This window comes from Nonomuraea sp. NPDC051191, assembly GCF_044455665.1.
Lineage (GTDB): Bacteria > Actinomycetota > Actinomycetes > Streptosporangiales > Streptosporangiaceae > Nonomuraea.
Genome location: NZ_JBITEZ010000015.1, coordinates 265,349 through 279,940, shown reverse-complemented (window position 1 = coordinate 279,940; position 14,592 = coordinate 265,349). Strand labels below are relative to the sequence as shown.

Sequence of the window (14,592 nt, the reverse complement as noted above, 5' to 3'; positions counted from 1 at the left end):
TCACGCTACGTGCCGCAGCGCCTCGGCGGCCACCGCGCACCGCAGCTCGCGCATCCCGGGCCGCCCGCGCACGGGGTGGACGGCGTTGGTCAGCAGCACCACGGTCAGCCCGCGCGCCGGATCGACCACCAGCGACGTCCCGGTGAACCCGGAGTGGCCGTACGCGCCGCTCAGCGGGCCCACGATGCCGGGGTCGCCGATCCGCACGCCGAGCCCGTGCCGGAACGCGGCTCCCTCGGCCCCCTGGTCGCGGGTCATCTCGGCCACGCTCGACGGGCTCAGCATCGCGCCCCCGCCCAGCCGCAAAGCCTCCCCGAAGGCCAGCAGGTCGTCCGCCGGGGCGAACAGGCCCGCGTGCCCGGCCACCCCGCCCAGGGCGTGGGCCGTCTCGTCGTGCACCTCGCCGCGCACGCAGCCGGGGCCGGGACGTTCGGGCTTGAACTCGGTCGCCGCGACCCGCTCGACCGGGATCCCGGGGGCGGCTCCCCGCTCGGGCTGCCCCTGGCCTGGGGCCTGTGCGGTGCGTCCGTGGCCGGGGAGCGGGCGGTAGGCGGTGTCCGCGAGGCCGAGCACGTCCGTGATCCGGGCGCGGACCAGGGCGTCGAGGGAGGCGGACGCGGCCAGCTCGGCGATCCGGCCGGCCATCACCATGCCGACGTCGCTGTAGAGGTAGGGGCCGCCGACCGGGCCGGTGACCGGCGTGGTGAGCATCGCGGCCATGCGCTCGTCCGGCCCGGCGTGCGGCAGTTCCAGGTCGACGCGGCGGGTCGGGGTCAGGCCCGCCGTGTGCGTGAGCAGGCGGCGCAACGTGAGCCGCGGGTCGGCCCCGGGGATCCACGCCGCGACCGGCTCGTCCAGGTCGAGCAGGCCCTCCTCGGTGAGCGAGAGCACCACCGCGGTGGTGCACAGCTTGCTGACCGAGGCCAGGTCGAACACCGAGTCCCGGCGCGCGGGCGGCCGCTCGGCGGCGAGCCTTCCCGGCTCACCGCCCCCGCCGCCCTGCCCGCCTGCAGAGACGCCGTCCCGCCCGCCGTCCGGCCCACCGCCTGAGACGCCGGTCGGCTCGGCGTCGGCGTATCTGACCAGTTCGCCGGCCGCCGCGACGGCGGTCACCGTGCCGTGGGCCGCGATCAGCGCGACCGCCGCCGGGCACACCTCGGGCACCGCGGCGGCCAGCAGCCGCTCCAGCCGGTCCGACATCCCCGTTCCCCCCTCGTGAGTCCCGCGTGAGTCCTCGTGAGTCCGCGTGAGTCCTCGTGAGTCCGCGTGAGTCCTCGTGAGGACCTTGTGAGTCCTCGCGCGTCCCGCCCCGGACGTCAGCCGCTGAGCGCGTCGCTGAGCCGCTCTCCGTGCGACTCCAGCAGCGCGCGGGCGGCGTCGGCGTCCAGCCCGTGCTGGATCATCACCACGGCCGTCTTCGCCTGCCCGCCGGACGCCTCCAGCGCCGCGCCCGCCGTCGCGGCGTCGGCCCCGGTGATCTCGCTCACCATACGCAGCGCGCGGGAGGCGAGCTTGCTGTTCATGGCCGACATCTCGATCATCCTGTTCCCGTAGGTCCGGCCCAGCCTGACCATGGAGATCGTCGAGATCATGTTGAGCACGAGCTTCTGCGCCGTGCCCGCTTTGAGCCTGGTCGAGCCCGCCACCACCTCGGGCCCCACCACGACCTCGATCCCGTGCTCGGCGGCGGCCGACAGCGGCGCGCCCGTGTTGCACGACAGCGCGGCCGTCAGCGCCCCCCGGCCGGCGGCCTCGGCCAGCGCGCCCAGCACGAACGGGGCCCGCCCGCTGGCCGACACGCCCACCACCGAGTCGAGCGCGCCCACCTCCAGGTCCTTGATGGCCGCCGCGCCCGCCTCGGCGTCGTCCTCCGCGCCCTCGACCGACCGGGTCAGCGCCTCGTGCCCGCCCGCGATGACGCCCTGCACCAGCGAGGGATCGGTGCCGAACGTGGGCGGGCACTCGCTGGCGTCGAGCACGGCCAGCCGTCCCGAGGTGCCGGCGCCGACGTACAGCAGCCTGCCTCCCTCGGCCATCCGGGCGGCGATCGCGTCGATGGCCGCCGAGATGGCCGGGACGGCCGCGGCCACGGCCTCGGGAACCCCGGCGTCGGCCTGGTTCATCAGTCGGGCGATCTGCTCCGTCGGCAGCCGGTCGATCTGGCTGTAGCGGGGATCGCTCTGCTCGGTGGACAGCTCGGGCAGCGGATCAATCATGACGCTAATTTCCACCCTTTACTTCTCAGTTGTAAATATCTTTCAGAGAATGGATCCATGTCATACGTACGCACCGGAGCCGAACGGCTGGCCGCGGACCCCGCGCTCGCCGGAGGCGCCCGTCTCGGCCTGATCACCAATCCCACCGGCGTCCTGCCCGACCTGACCCCCACGACCGACGCCCTGCTGGCCGCGGGCGTGCCGCTGACCGCGCTGTTCGGCCCCGAGCACGGCCTGCGCGGCACGGCCCAGGCGGGGTCGAGCGAGCGGGACGCGGTGGACCCCGGGACGGGACTGCCGGTCCACGACACCCACGAGCTGTCGGGCGACGACCTCGACCGGGTGGTCTCCGCCTCCGGCGTGGACACCCTGGTCTTCGACATCGCCGACGTGGGAACCCGCTTCTACACCTTCGTGTGGACCATGTACGACCTGCTGGCCTCGGCCACCCGGCTGGGCCTGCGGTTCGTGGTGCTGGACCGGCCCAACCCCCTGGGCGGGACCGTCGAGGAGGGCCCGCTGCTGGACCCGGCGTTCGCCAGCTTCGTGGGCCGCTTCCCGCTGCCCGTGCGCCACGGCAGGACCGCGGGGGAACTGGCCACGCTGTTCGGCTTCGACGCCGACCTGCGGGTGGTCACGATGGAGGGCTGGCGGCGGGACATGGGCTGGGCGGAGACCGGTCTGCCCTGGGTGATGCCCTCGGTCAACATGCCCACCCCCGACACCGCGCTGGTCTACCCGGGCACCGGGCTGTTCGAGGGCACGAACTTCTCCGAGGGACGCGGCACCACCCGGCCGTTCGAACTGGTCGGGGCGCCGTACGCGGACGAACGCTACGCGGCCGTCCTGAACGGGCTGGACCTGCCGGGCGTACGGTTCAGGGACACCTGGTTCACGCCGACGTTCCACAAGCACGCGGGCGTCCCCGTACGCGGGGTGCAGCTCCACGTGCACGACCCGCGGGCCTTCCGGCCGGTGCTGACCGGGTTGTCGATGCTGCACACGGCCCGCGTCCTCTACCCGGACGACCTGGTCTGGAAGGGCGATGACCTCTTCCTGGACCTGCTGTGGGGCTCCGACGCGCTCACGCGCTGCCTGGAGGCCGGGGACGACCCGCGCGGGTTGTGCCCGCCGCCGGGCCGTCCCGAAGGACATCTGCTCTACAGCTGACATCAGGCCAGATCGCGCCGATAGAGCCAGAAGACGCGTTCGGCTCGCGCGCCCACGGCGCGCGAGTAGAACCGCAACGGCCCCACCCATCCGATCTGGGCGCTCTCCTGGCCGGCGGCCCGCTGGTCGGCCAGGCAGCGGCGCAGGAGCACCCCGCCGAGGCCCAGCCCGCGGGCGTCCGGGGCGGTGCCCATCGGGCCGAACCAGGCCGGCCGGGCCCCCCAGGCGGCGAAGGCCAGGACGCGCCCGTCGCGCTCGGCGTAGTGCAGGCCGGTCGCGTTGGCCGCCTCCCAGGCCCACCGCTCGTTCCAGTGCTCCTCGACGAACGCGGCCACGGCCGACCGGTCGGCGTCCGCCGCCCTGACCGTCACCCCCGCCTGCTCCAGCCGCCGCAGGTCGTCCTCGACGGACAGGTCGGCCCGCAGGTCGGCGGTCATGTTCCAGGCGACGTGGTAGCGCTCGAAGCCGAGGCTCTCGGCCAGGCAGGCGGCGGCGGTGTACCGCACGTCGACGCCGGGCCAGGCGTAGCAGGGCGGGTTCCCGGCGAAGCGGGCCTGCCGCACGCCGTGCCCGCGCAGCCACTCCTCGGCCGCCCGTACCAGCGCCCGCCCGTGCCCGCGACCCTGGGCCGAGGGATGCACGGCCAGCAGGTCGACGTGCCCGACCTCGGGGTCCTTCGACGAGACGGACGTCATCACCACCCCGCCGTCGGTCGCCAGCGCCGTCCAGCGGCGCTCGGCCGGCGGCTCGGCCAGGCGCCGGACCAGGTCGGGAGCCTCGGGGGCGTCCAGCGTCAGCGCGGCCTCGGCCACCCGGGCGGCCTCGGCCAGGTCCGCGTCGCGGACGGTGGGCGACATCACACCTCGCTCATCGGGCGCGCGATCACGTCGCGCCGCTCGGGGTAGAAGCACGCGTGCTGTTGCGGCACGCCCTCGGTGATCTGCAGCAGCGGCCGCTCGCTCGCGCACCGCTCGCCGCGGAAGGGGCAGCGGCGGGCGAACAGGCAGCCCTCGTCGGTCTTGCTCTCGTCCAGCGACTCCAGCGGCGACACCGGCTGCGCGCCGGGCTCCTCCAGGCCGTGCAGCACGGGGATGGCCGACAGCAGCGACTGCGTGTACGGGTGCACCGGGTCGGCGATGACCGTGTCCACCGGGCCGCGCTCGACGACCTGGCCGCGGTAGATGACGTAGAGCTCGCCGTCGTCGCCGATGTAGCGGGCGGTGGCGACGTCGTGGGTGATGAACAGCACGCTCACGCCCAGCCGCTCGCGCAGGTCCTTCAGCAGCGCCAGGATGCCCAGCCGGAGCGAGACGTCGATCATCGAGACGGCCTCGTCGGCGACCAGCATCTCCGGGTCGACGGTCAGCGCGCGGGCGATGACCACCCGCTGCCGCATGCCGCCCGAGAGCTGGTGCGGGTAGCGGGCCAGCACCGAGCCCGGGTCGAGGCCCACCATCGACAGCACCTCGGCGGCCCGCTCCTCGATCCACTCCTTCGACCGTCCGGTCTGCCCGGCCCGCAGGCTGAGCGGCGCGTACAGCGTCTGGTGGATGGTCCGGGTCGGGTTGAGCGCCGAGTACGGGTCCTGGTGGATCATCTGGATCTTGCGGAAGTACGGCTGGCGCTTCTTCTGCTTGAGCCCCGACATGGACACGTCGCCGATGACGATCTCGCCCTCGTCGTAGGTCTCCAGCCCGGCGATGATCCGGCCCAGCGTGGTCTTGCCGCAGCCGGACTCGCCGATGAAGGAGGCCGCGCCGCCCTTGGGGATGGTGAAGTCCACCCCGCGCAGCGCCCGCACCTCCCGCCCGGCCAGCACGTTGCCGCGCTGCTTGTACGTCTTGACGATGCCGGTCCCGGTGATCACGCGTGCTCCTTCACGGTCACGGCGTGGCAGGCCACGACCCTCGATCCATGTGCCGCGGCCTGCGGGTCGACGGTGTCGCACACGTCCATGCGCAGCGCGCAGCGCTCCCTGAACACGCAGCCCTCCTTCGGCACCGTGGCCAGCGTCGGCGGCCGGCCGGGCAGCGCCTGAGCCTCGGCGATGTCGCCCACGAGGCGCGGGATGGCCCTGATCAGCCCCTTGGTGTAGGGGTGGCTGGGGGCGCCGAGCACCTCGCGGGTCGGGCCCTGCTCGACCAGGCGGCCGCCGTACATGACGACCAGGCGGTCGGCGACCTCGGCCACGACGCCGATGTCGTGCGTGATGACCAGCGTGGTCAGGCCGCGCTCGGCGTGCACCTCGCGGACGATCTTCAGGATGTTCGCCTGGGTGATCATGTCGAGGGCGGTCGTCGGCTCGTCGAGCACCACCAGGTGGGCGTTGAGCACCAGCGCCAGCATGATGCCGACCCGCTGCCGCATGCCGCCCGACAGCTCGTGCTGGTGCGAGTCGAGCACGCGCGCGCCGTCCAGGCCCATCCGGCCCAGCAGCTCCTTGGCCTCGCGGACCAGGCCGGGCAGGTCCTCCACGCCGTGCGAACGGCCCAGGTCGAGGAGCTGCTTGCCGACCGTCTTGAGCGGGTTGAGCGAGTTCTGGGCCGCCTGGAAGACGTACCCGATGTGCCGGCCGCGGGCCTTGCGCAGCTCCTCGCCGGCGAAACCGGTGACGTCGCCGAGGCCGTCGATCTCGACGCTGCCCGCGGCGATCCTGCCCGGCGGCTGCACCGCGTTGAGCAACGACAGCGCCAGCGTGGACTTGCCCGAGCCGGACTCGCCGACGATGCCGGTGATCGTGCCGGGCTCCAGCGTCAGCGTGACGTCCCGGACGGCGGGCAACTCGCCCGCGGGGGTCTTGTAGACGACCGTCAGGCCGTCGATGCGCACTCCCGGCGCTTGTTCGGCCACTTGTTACTCCTCGCGCAGCCGGGGGTTGAAGATCTCGTCCATGGCGTCCACCACGAGCACGATGCCGAGCGTGAGCAGCAGGATCGCCAGCAGTGGCGCCAGCAGGTAGCCCAGCGCGTTCGGCGTGATCATCGCGCCCGCCTGGAACACGGCGAGGTTGAGCATCACGCCCCAGTTGTCGGACTCGTACGGCAGCACGCCCAGGAAGAACAGGCCCACCTGCGAGTAGACCGCGCCGGTGACCGCGATGAGCATGTTCATCGCGATGTAGGGCGCCATGCTCGGCAGCAGTTCCCTGCCGATGATGTGCGTGGTGGACAGCCCCAGCCCGCGGGCCGCCTCGATGAACCCGCGCTCGCGCAGCGACAGCGTCTGCGAGCGCACCGCGCGCGCCACGCCGCCCCAGCCGAGCAGGCCGAGCACCAGGCCCATCTGGAGGGGGTTGCCGAACTTCCACACGGTCGCCAGCACCAGCAGCAGCGGCAGGCCGGGGATGGTGAGCTTCATGTCGGTCAGCCGCATGAGCACGGTGTCCCAGCGGCCCCGCTTGAAGCCGGAGAACAGGCCGATCGCGGTGCCGGCGACGACCGTGATGATCGCGGTGACCAGGGCGGTGAGCAGGACGTAACGCGAGCCCTTGATCACCAGCGAGGTCACGTCCCGGCCCTGCGGGTCGGTGCCGAACCAGTGGTCCCAGCTCGGCGGCTGGGTGATCGCGCTCGCGTTGCCCGGCAGGTGCTCGGGCAGCAGGATCGGCCCGATCACCGCCATGACGATGAAGCCGGCGATGATGACGACCCCGGCCATGCGGCTGGGCTTGCGCTTCATCACCCGCCACACGCCGTTCCAGAAGTTGCGGCGCATGGCCGACGCGGCCGGCGCGGCCTCAGGGATGAGCGTGGCGCTCACGAGCCCTCCTCTCCGCTGCGCACCCGCGGGTCGATGACCGTGTAGAACAGGTCCGCCACGATGTTGGCGATGATCGTGCCGACCGTGATCAGCAGGAACGCCCCGCCCATCAGGCCGTAGTCGCGGTCCTGCACGCCGCTGATCAGCAGCCAGCCGAGCCCCGGGTAGTTGAAGATCTTCTCGATGAAGACCGCGCCGCCCAGCAGCAGGCCGAGCGAGAGCGCGAGCATGGTGAACAGCGGCAGGATCGCGTTGCGCGCGATGTAGCGGAACACGATCGAGCGCTTCATGCCGCGCAGCTCGGCGGCCAGGATGAAGTCGTCGCCCAGCACGGTGACCACGCTCGACTTCATGGCCAGGATCCAGCCGCCGTAGGCCGACAGCGCGTACGTGACCACCGGCAGCACCGCGTGCTCGGCCAGCGAGCCGAGGTAGCCGGCGTTGAAGCCCGGCTCGAACAGGATGTCCACCGTGCCGTCGGCCGGCAGGATCGGGATGAGCGTCGCGAAGATCACCACGAGCAGCATCGCCAGCACGTACTGCGGGATGCCGTGTAGCAGCGAGCCGGAGATGGCCAGGGCGTCGCCCAGCTTGCCGGTGCGCTTGATGGCCGCGTACACGCCGAGGACGATCCCGACGAGGAAGCTCAGCAGCGTGCCGACCAGCACCGGTAGAACGGTCCACTTGGCCGCGTCGGTGAGCACGTCGAGCACCGGGGTGCCGGGCCGGCTGACCGACATGCCGAGGTCGAGGTGGAGCAGGCCGGTCATGTAGTCGGTGTACTGCTGCCACAGCGTGCCGTCGGGCAGGAAGCCGTACAGGACCTTGACGGCCTGGGCGGCGGCCTCGGGCGACATGCCCTGCTCGACCAGCTTCTCGTAGCGGGCGGCCATCGGGTCGCCGGGGATGTTGTTGATGATGAAGAAGCTGATCGTCGCGACTACGAGGATCATGACGAACCCGCGGGCCAGGTGGCCCGCGAGTCGTCGTGCGATGAGCGCCATGAACTAAGACTTCGCCTTGATCATGCCGAGCTGGATCCAGACGCCCGAGGGCAGGACGCCGGCGCCCATGCGCAGGATCTCGTCGTCGTGCGGCCAGCCGGTGAAGCGGCTGTTGTTGACGAACTGGGTGTTGACGTAGTCCCAGAGCTGGATGACCGGGAGGTCCTGGTTGGCCGCCTTGGCGAGCTGGGCCATGATCGGCTTGGCCTCGTCCTCGGTGGCCGAGTTCAGCTTGCCGGTCAGCTCACCGGGGTTGATCTTGGTGCCGTCGACCTCGATCTCCTCGGGGCCGCCCATCCAGTTGCCGGCCTTGCCGGGCTCGGAGTGCTTGACCTTGCCCGCGACGTTGGTCCAGCCGTTGGAGGCGCCGTACAGGCGCTGGTAGATGTCGTACGGCGCGGGGCCGAGCGCCATCAGCCAGAAGCCCACGTCGTACTTGCCGGCCGCCAGCTCCTCCAGGTAGAGGGGGTAGTCGTTGGACGTGACGACCTCGGCGTCCACGCCGCCCTTGACGAGCTGGCTCTTGATGTTCTCCTGCGCCGACAGCCAGTCGGAGAAGCCGGCGGGCGCGTGCATGGAGACCTTCCACGCCGAGCCGTCGGCCAGCGTCCACTTGCCGTCCTTCTTGGTGAGGCCGGCCTGCTTGAACTCCTCCTCGGCCTTGGCCACGTCGGGCGCGTACGGCTCCAGCTTGGGCAGCTCGTCGGGGATCCACGCCTGCGCGGCCTTCTGGTGGATGCCGCTGGTGGTGACCGCCGCGGTGCCGCCCTCGGGGGAGGCGACCTTGGTGACCTCCTCGCGGTTGATCAGGTAGGCCAGGCCGCGGCGCACGTGCACGTTGTCGTACGGCTTCTTGGACTGGTTGAAGGCCATGCTCACCGCGACCGGCGAGTAGCCCTTGATGACCTCGTTGCCGGCGGCCGCCTTGATCCGGTTCATCACGTCGGACGGCGCGGCGGTGAAGCCGGCGTGGTCGAGCTTGCCCGCGGTGAGGTAGTTCCAGATCTGCTCGTTGCCGGTGTAGTTGAGGAACTTCACCTGAGCCGGCGCCACGTTCGCGGCGTTGTAGAAGTACTTGTTCTTGACCAGCAGCGCCTCGGACGGGTTCACCCGCTCCAGCACGAACGGGCCGGCCGAGGTGTCCTTCGGCGGGGCGAAGGTGAGCACCTTCTCACCGAGGCCGGTGATCGTCTCGCGCGCCTTGTCGGCGTCGGCGCCCTCGCCCCTGGAGGCCTTGAGCTGGTCCCAGAAGTCCGCGGGGAGCACGCTGCTCCACACGTGGGAGGGCAGGACGAACGTGTCGAGCACGCCGCGGGCGAACTTCGGGCTCGGGTTCGCCATGTCCTGGGTGATCTTCAGGGTGTGGGGGTCGACCACGGTCACGTCCGCCGCCGCGCCCGCGGCGCCCGGCGTGATGGAGAACGCCGTGCTGCCCTGGGTGTAGGCGATGCCGATGGACATCTTGACGTCGTCGGCGGTGACCGGCTTGCCGTCGGACCACTTGGCGTTCGGCTGGAGCTTGAGGGTGATCGCCGAGTTGTCCGGCGCGATCTCCCAGCTCTCCGCGATGCCGGGGAGGGCCTGGTTGGGGTCGGTCAGGTGGTTCTTCACCCAGCCCAGCTTCATCGCCGTGTAGCCGGGGAAGGAGTTGCCCTTGGGGTTGTACGGGTTGGCCGGGGCCGTGGCCTCCAGGCCCGGCCTGTTGACGTCGATCGTGGTGAAGAGCCCGCCACCACCACCGCTCGAGCCGCCGGACTTGTTGTTAGTACCACCGCTGCACGCCGCTGTGGCGGTGGCGAGGCCCAGCAACGCCACTACCGCTGCCAGTCGCTTCATCTGCCGCTCCGGGGGATGTCGGACCTGTTGAGGATCTGTAGGGAATTGACCGGACCCTACGGTCGCCAGCAGGCAGCGTCAATAATCTCCAGATGTTGTGAGTGTAATGTAACTTTCCTTCATAGAGGTCCGGCATGGCGCCAATCTCCATCGCGCGACCTCGGACGACGGGTCCTGGGGCCTCAGTCCACGACCAGCACGGCGGCGCCGCTGAGCCGGTCGGCGGCCAGATCGGCCAGCGCCCGATCGGCCGCGGCCAGCGGGTAGAGCGTGGTCGCCACCCGCGGCGGATGGGCCAGCGCCAGCTCCAGGTAGGCCCGCCCGTCGGCCCTGGTGTTGGCGGTCACGCTGCGCAGCGTGCGCTCCTGGAACAGGTGCCGCTCGTAGTTCAGCGGGGGCACGTCGGTCAGGTGGATGCCGGCGATCGCCAGCGTCCCGCCGCGGTCGAGGGCCTCCAGCGCGGGCGGCACCAGGTCGCCGACCGGCGCGAACAGGATCGCCGCGTCCAGCGGCTCGGGCGGCCGGTCGCCCGCCGAGGCCGCGCCCAGCTCCAGCGCCAGCGCCCTGGAGGCGGCCGACCTGGTCACGGCGTGCACCGTGGCGCCCTGCGCGACGGCCGCCTGCGCGGTGAGGTGGGCCGAGGAGCCGAAGCCGTAGATGCCGAGCCGGCCGCCCTGCGGGAGGTCGCAGCGCGCCAGCGCCCGGTAGCCGATGATGCCCGCGCACAGCAGCGGCGCCAGCCGCTCGGCCGGCACGTCGCCGGGCAGCGGATAGACGTAGTCGGCGGGGGCCACGACGTACTCGGCGTAGCCGCCGTCGGCGTCCCAGCCCGTATATGTGGAGTCCGGGCAGAGGTTCTCCGTGCCGCGCAGGCAGTAGCGGCACCGGCCGCACGTCGAGCGCAGCCAGGCCACTCCCACCCGCTCGCCGGAGCCCTCGACCCGGCCCACCACCTGGTGCCCGGGGGTGGTCCGCGGCCGCCGCGGCGCGAGGTCGCCCTCGGCCAGGTGCAGGTCGGTCCGGCACACGCCGCACGCCTCCACCTTGACCAGCACCTCGCCGGGGCCGGGCTCGGGGACGTCCCGCTCGACCGGTACGAGCGGGCCGGACGCCATCGGCCCCGGCCGGTCCACCACCCAGGCGCGCATCACGAACCCGACAGGCGCTCGTAGGCCAGCGAGGCGTACAGCGCGGCGCCGTCGGACAGCACGGAGTCGTCGAAGAGGGCGTCCGGCGAGTGGTTGTAGGGCGCCGTGGCCGGGTCGCGGTCGGGCGGGCAGGCCCCCAGGAAGACGAACGCGCCCGGCACCTCCTCCAGCACGTACGAGAAGTCCTCCGACCCCATCACCGGCTGCGGCGCCACGAAATAGCGGCCGGGGCCGAACAGCTCGTCGGCGGTCGCCGAGACGAACCCGGCCTCGCCCTGGTCGTTGACCGTCACCGGGTAGCCCATGCCGAACGACGTCTCGACCCGGAGCCCGTGGGCGGCCGCGATGCCCTCGACCACCTCCACCAGCCGCCGCTTGACCAGCACCCGGTGCTCCTTGCTGAACGTGCGCACGGTCGCCTCGAAGCGCGCCTCGTCGGGGATCACGTTGTCGGCCGAGCCGCCGTGGAAGGTGCCCACGGTGATCACCACGGGGTCGAACACGTCGAACGTGCGGGTCACCATCGTCTGCAGCGCCGTCACCATCTCGCAGCCGGCCGCGATCGGGTCCTTGGCGCGGTGGGGGCTCGACCCGTGCCCGCCGCTGCCCTTCACCGTCACGCAGAACACGTCGGCCGCCGCCATCATCGGGCCCGGCCGGGAGGCGAACAGCCCCGGCGGCAGCATGGCCGACACCACGTGCATCCCGTACGCCGCCACCGGCCGCGTGCCGGCCGCGTCGAGCACGCCCTCGCCGATCATGTGCTTGGCGCCATCGTGCCCCTCCTCGCCCGGCTGGAACATGAAGATCACGTCACCGGCGACGTCCTCGCGCCGCGCGCTGAGCAGCCGGGCCGCGCCGACCAGCATGGCGGTGTGCAGGTCGTGGCCGCAGGCGTGCATCTGGCCCGGCGTCTGGGAGATGTAGGGCAGGTCGTTGCGCTCGGCGACCGGCAGGGCGTCCATGTCCCCGCGCAGCAGCACCGCGGGACCGGGACGGCCGCCGCGCAGCACCGCGGTGACCGAGCTGAGCGTCTTGCCGGTCGTGATCTCCAGGGGGAGCCCGTCGAGCGCGGCCAGCACCTTCTCCTGCGTCCTCGGCAGATGCAGTCCGAGCTCGGGGGTGGTGTGCAGGGAGTGGCGGAGCTGGATGAGTTCGTCCCGCATGTCCAGGGCGGATTCAGTGAACGACATGATGAACATTGTTCATGTGTGCGGCGAGAAGTCGACAAGGCTCGCTCGATACCATGAGCGGGTGACTCAGCGTAAGCGGATCGACTCCTGGTTGTCCGACATGGACGGCGTCCTCGTCCACGAGGGGCGGCCGATCCCCGGTGCGGACGAATTCATCAAACGGCTCAAGGAGTCCGACAAGAAATTCCGGGTCCTGACCAACAACTCCATCTACACCCAGCGCGACCTTTCCGTACGGCTGGCCGGCGCCGGGCTCGACGTGCCCGCCGAGTCCATCTGGACCTCCGCCCTGGCCACCGCCCAGTTCCTCGACGACCAGCGCCCCGGCGGCTCGGCGTACGTGATGGGCGAGGCCGGCCTGACCACGGCCCTGCACGAGGTCGGCTACGTCCTGACCGACCTCGACCCCGACTACGTCGTGCTCGGCGAGACCCGCACCTACAGCTTCACCCAGATCACCCGCGCGATCCGCCTCATCGAGGCCGGCGCCCGCTTCATCGCCACCAACCCCGACCCGATCGGCCCCTCCACCGAGGGCTCGCTGCCGGCCTGCGGCGCGGTGGCCGCGATGATCACCAAGGCGACCGGTGTCGAGCCCTACTTCGTGGGCAAGCCCAACCCCCGCATGATGCGCAGCGCGCTCAACGCCATCGAGGGCCACAGCGAGACCACCGCCATGATCGGCGACCGGATGGACACCGACATCGTCTCCGGCATGGAGGCGGGGCTGTTCACGATCCTGGTGCTGACCGGCGTCACCCAGCGCGACCAGATCGACCGCTTCCCCTACCGTCCCTCCCTGGTCGTGGAGTCGGTCGCCGACCTCGTCGACCTGATCTGAGCCCGGCGGGGAGCGCGAGCAGGGTGACAACTCTTCTCCCGGGGCGCGAAGGATCGCGGCGCGGGAGAAGAAAACCACTCCCGGCGTCCGCCGTCCGGCGGCGCGGCGCCCGTCCGGCTGAGATCCTTGGTGGCGGAAGGTGACTTACCGATTTCGGGGAGGCAGCGATGTGGCGTGACGAGCCCGGGGAGAAGGACGCGCAGGCCGCGCAGGAGCTGGCGACACTGCGCGTCGAGGTGACCGAGGAGCTCAGGTTCGTCCGGACGGCGATGGCCGAGGAGTTCAACTCGCTGCGCTCGGAGATCCTCGATCTGAACATCAAGCTGGACCGCTTGTTGCAACGCGTTGGCATTTAGGACAACCAGGTAGACACCGCATCACATGTCCTTCAGGTAGCCTAACCTACGGTCCCGTAACCTGAAGGAGAAGATCTTTATGGCGATGTCTCAGACGGAACTGCTGCACGAGCTTGAGCCTGTTGTCGGCGTGGAGCTCGATCGCCACAACTCCACGGCCAAGGAGTGGTTCCCGCACGAGTACATCCCGTGGAGCGAAGGACGCGACTTCGACGGCATCTACGGCGGCAAGGCGTGGGAGGAGGGCGACTCGAAGATCCCCGAGGCCGCCCGCATCTCGCTCATCGTCAACCTGCTCACCGAGGACAACCTGCCCAGCTACCACCACGAGATCGCCACCACGTTCGGCCGCGACGGCGCGTGGGGCACCTGGGTGCACCGCTGGACCGCCGAGGAGGACCGCCACGGCACCGCTCTGCGCGACTACCTCACCGTCACCCGGGCGGTCGACCCGGTCGCGCTGGAGCGGGCCCGCATGCACCACATGGAGCAGGGCTTCACCACCGCGTACGGCACCATGCTCCAGCAGCTCGCCTACGTCTCCTTCCAGGAGCTGGCCACCCGCATCTCCCACCGCAACACCGGCAGGGCCTCCGGCGACGAGGGCTGCGAGCGCCTGCTCGCCCGCATCGCCGCCGACGAGAACCTGCACATGCTCTTCTACCGCAACCTGCTCAAGGCGGCCTTCGAGCTCGACCCCAACCAGACCATGCGCGCGGTGACCGAGGTCGTCACCACCTTCCAGATGCCCGGCACGGGCATGGAGGGCTTCGCCCGCAAGGCCATGATCATCGCCAATGAGGGCATCTACGACCTGCGCCTGCACCTCGACGACGTGCTCATGCCCGTGCTGCGGCAGTGGGCGGTCTTCGACAAGACCGGGCTCGACGCCGAGGGCGAGCAGGCCCGCGAGGAGCTGTCGGCGTTCCTGGCCAAGACCGAGGTGACCGCGGCCCGCTTCGTCGAGCGCCGCGACGAGCGCCGCGCCCGCGCCGCCGCCAAGGGCTGACGCCAGGGGCCGGCACCGGGGCCGGCGCGCCGCCGCCACCCGCGCGGCGTGGCATGATCC

14 protein-coding genes are annotated in these 14,592 nt (G+C 71.4%); 4 read left to right on the top strand and 10 right to left on the bottom strand.

The features are described 5' to 3' along the window. Positions 1-1,200 (bottom strand): serine hydrolase domain-containing protein, encoded by a 1,200-nt coding sequence (locus ACIA8R_RS38960; RefSeq protein WP_397042522.1) that lies wholly within the window; start codon positions 1,198-1,200, stop codon positions 1-3. 116 nt (positions 1,201-1,316) lie between these two features. Beyond that, the gene (gene murQ, locus ACIA8R_RS38955; protein WP_357695693.1) at positions 1,317-2,216 is read right to left on the bottom strand and encodes an N-acetylmuramic acid 6-phosphate etherase; all 900 of its coding nucleotides are present in this window, start codon (positions 2,214-2,216) and stop codon (positions 1,317-1,319) included. A 57-nt stretch (positions 2,217-2,273) separates the two neighbouring features. On the opposite strand from murQ, the gene ACIA8R_RS38950 reads away from it, so the two are divergent. After that, positions 2,274-3,386, top strand: coding sequence for a DUF1343 domain-containing protein (locus tag ACIA8R_RS38950; RefSeq protein WP_357695695.1), 1,113 nt, complete (start codon positions 2,274-2,276; stop codon positions 3,384-3,386). Between the two features lie 2 nt (positions 3,387-3,388). On the opposite strand, the gene ACIA8R_RS38945 is transcribed toward ACIA8R_RS38950, so the two are convergent. The 8 genes from ACIA8R_RS38945 to ACIA8R_RS38910 all read right to left on the bottom strand — a co-directional run bounded on the left by ACIA8R_RS38945 (position 3,389) and on the right by ACIA8R_RS38910 (position 12,326). Then, on the bottom strand, positions 3,389-4,243 hold the full coding sequence (locus tag ACIA8R_RS38945) for a GNAT family N-acetyltransferase (RefSeq protein ID WP_397042521.1): 855 nt from the start codon (positions 4,241-4,243) through the stop codon (positions 3,389-3,391). Next, positions 4,243-5,253 (bottom strand): ABC transporter ATP-binding protein, encoded by a 1,011-nt coding sequence (locus ACIA8R_RS38940; protein ID WP_364094685.1) that lies wholly within the window; start codon positions 5,251-5,253, stop codon positions 4,243-4,245. Before ACIA8R_RS38940 ends, ACIA8R_RS38945 begins: the two co-directional genes overlap by 1 nt. Beyond that, entirely contained in the window at positions 5,250-6,236 is a 987-nt protein-coding gene (locus ACIA8R_RS38935) for an ABC transporter ATP-binding protein (protein WP_357695701.1), read from the bottom strand. Before ACIA8R_RS38935 ends, ACIA8R_RS38940 begins: the two co-directional genes overlap by 4 nt. A gap of 3 nt (positions 6,237-6,239) precedes the next feature. Beyond that, a complete protein-coding gene (locus tag ACIA8R_RS38930) occupies positions 6,240-7,145 on the bottom strand; it encodes an ABC transporter permease (RefSeq protein WP_364094682.1) in 906 nt (301 codons plus the stop codon). Further along, on the bottom strand, positions 7,142-8,149 hold the full coding sequence (locus tag ACIA8R_RS38925; protein ID WP_364094679.1) for an ABC transporter permease: 1,008 nt from the start codon (positions 8,147-8,149) through the stop codon (positions 7,142-7,144). The genes ACIA8R_RS38930 and ACIA8R_RS38925 overlap by 4 nt, the downstream gene beginning before the upstream one ends. Before the next feature lie 3 nt (positions 8,150-8,152). Continuing rightward, the gene (locus tag ACIA8R_RS38920) at positions 8,153-9,985 is read right to left on the bottom strand and encodes an ABC transporter substrate-binding protein (protein ID WP_364094676.1); all 1,833 of its coding nucleotides are present in this window, start codon (positions 9,983-9,985) and stop codon (positions 8,153-8,155) included. A gap of 182 nt (positions 9,986-10,167) precedes the next feature. Beyond that, entirely contained in the window at positions 10,168-11,133 is a 966-nt protein-coding gene (locus tag ACIA8R_RS38915) for a zinc-dependent alcohol dehydrogenase family protein (protein WP_397042520.1), read from the bottom strand. Further along, positions 11,133-12,326, bottom strand: coding sequence for a M20 family metallopeptidase (locus ACIA8R_RS38910; protein WP_397042519.1), 1,194 nt, complete (start codon positions 12,324-12,326; stop codon positions 11,133-11,135). Before ACIA8R_RS38910 ends, ACIA8R_RS38915 begins: the two co-directional genes overlap by 1 nt. Positions 12,327-12,426: 100 nt before the next feature. Between ACIA8R_RS38910 and ACIA8R_RS38905 the strand changes: the two genes are divergently transcribed. From ACIA8R_RS38905 to ACIA8R_RS38895, 3 genes are all read left to right on the top strand, one after another. After that, a complete protein-coding gene (locus ACIA8R_RS38905) occupies positions 12,427-13,167 on the top strand; it encodes an HAD-IIA family hydrolase (RefSeq protein WP_357696073.1) in 741 nt (246 codons plus the stop codon). Positions 13,168-13,334: 167 nt separating this feature from the next. Then, positions 13,335-13,523, top strand: coding sequence for a hypothetical protein (locus ACIA8R_RS38900; RefSeq protein WP_364094667.1), 189 nt, complete (start codon positions 13,335-13,337; stop codon positions 13,521-13,523). A gap of 79 nt (positions 13,524-13,602) precedes the next feature. Then, on the top strand, positions 13,603-14,532 hold the full coding sequence (locus tag ACIA8R_RS38895) for an acyl-ACP desaturase (protein ID WP_364094664.1): 930 nt from the start codon (positions 13,603-13,605) through the stop codon (positions 14,530-14,532). Positions 14,533-14,592: the final 60 nt, after the last annotated feature.

What these genes read in the sequence shown, in the direction of transcription:
- ACIA8R_RS38960 (WP_397042522.1), bottom strand. Translation starts at nt 1,200, where the DNA reads ATGTCGGACCGGCTGGAGCGGCTGCTGGCCGCCGCGGTGCCCGAGGTG.
- murQ (WP_357695693.1), bottom strand. Translation starts at nt 2,216, where the DNA reads ATGATTGATCCGCTGCCCGAGCTGTCCACCGAGCAGAGCGATCCCCGC.
- ACIA8R_RS38950 (WP_357695695.1), top strand. Translation starts at nt 2,274, where the DNA reads ATGTCATACGTACGCACCGGAGCCGAACGGCTGGCCGCGGACCCCGCG.
- ACIA8R_RS38945 (WP_397042521.1), bottom strand. Translation starts at nt 4,243, where the DNA reads ATGTCGCCCACCGTCCGCGACGCGGACCTGGCCGAGGCCGCCCGGGTG.
- ACIA8R_RS38925 (WP_364094679.1), bottom strand. Translation starts at nt 8,149, where the DNA reads ATGGCGCTCATCGCACGACGACTCGCGGGCCACCTGGCCCGCGGGTTC.
- ACIA8R_RS38920 (WP_364094676.1), bottom strand. Translation starts at nt 9,985, where the DNA reads ATGAAGCGACTGGCAGCGGTAGTGGCGTTGCTGGGCCTCGCCACCGCC.
- ACIA8R_RS38915 (WP_397042520.1), bottom strand. Translation starts at nt 11,133, where the DNA reads ATGCGCGCCTGGGTGGTGGACCGGCCGGGGCCGATGGCGTCCGGCCCG.
- ACIA8R_RS38910 (WP_397042519.1), bottom strand. Translation starts at nt 12,326, where the DNA reads ATGTCGTTCACTGAATCCGCCCTGGACATGCGGGACGAACTCATCCAG.
- ACIA8R_RS38905 (WP_357696073.1), top strand. Translation starts at nt 12,427, where the DNA reads ATGGACGGCGTCCTCGTCCACGAGGGGCGGCCGATCCCCGGTGCGGAC.
- ACIA8R_RS38900 (WP_364094667.1), top strand. Translation starts at nt 13,335, where the DNA reads ATGTGGCGTGACGAGCCCGGGGAGAAGGACGCGCAGGCCGCGCAGGAG.
- ACIA8R_RS38895 (WP_364094664.1), top strand. Translation starts at nt 13,603, where the DNA reads ATGGCGATGTCTCAGACGGAACTGCTGCACGAGCTTGAGCCTGTTGTC.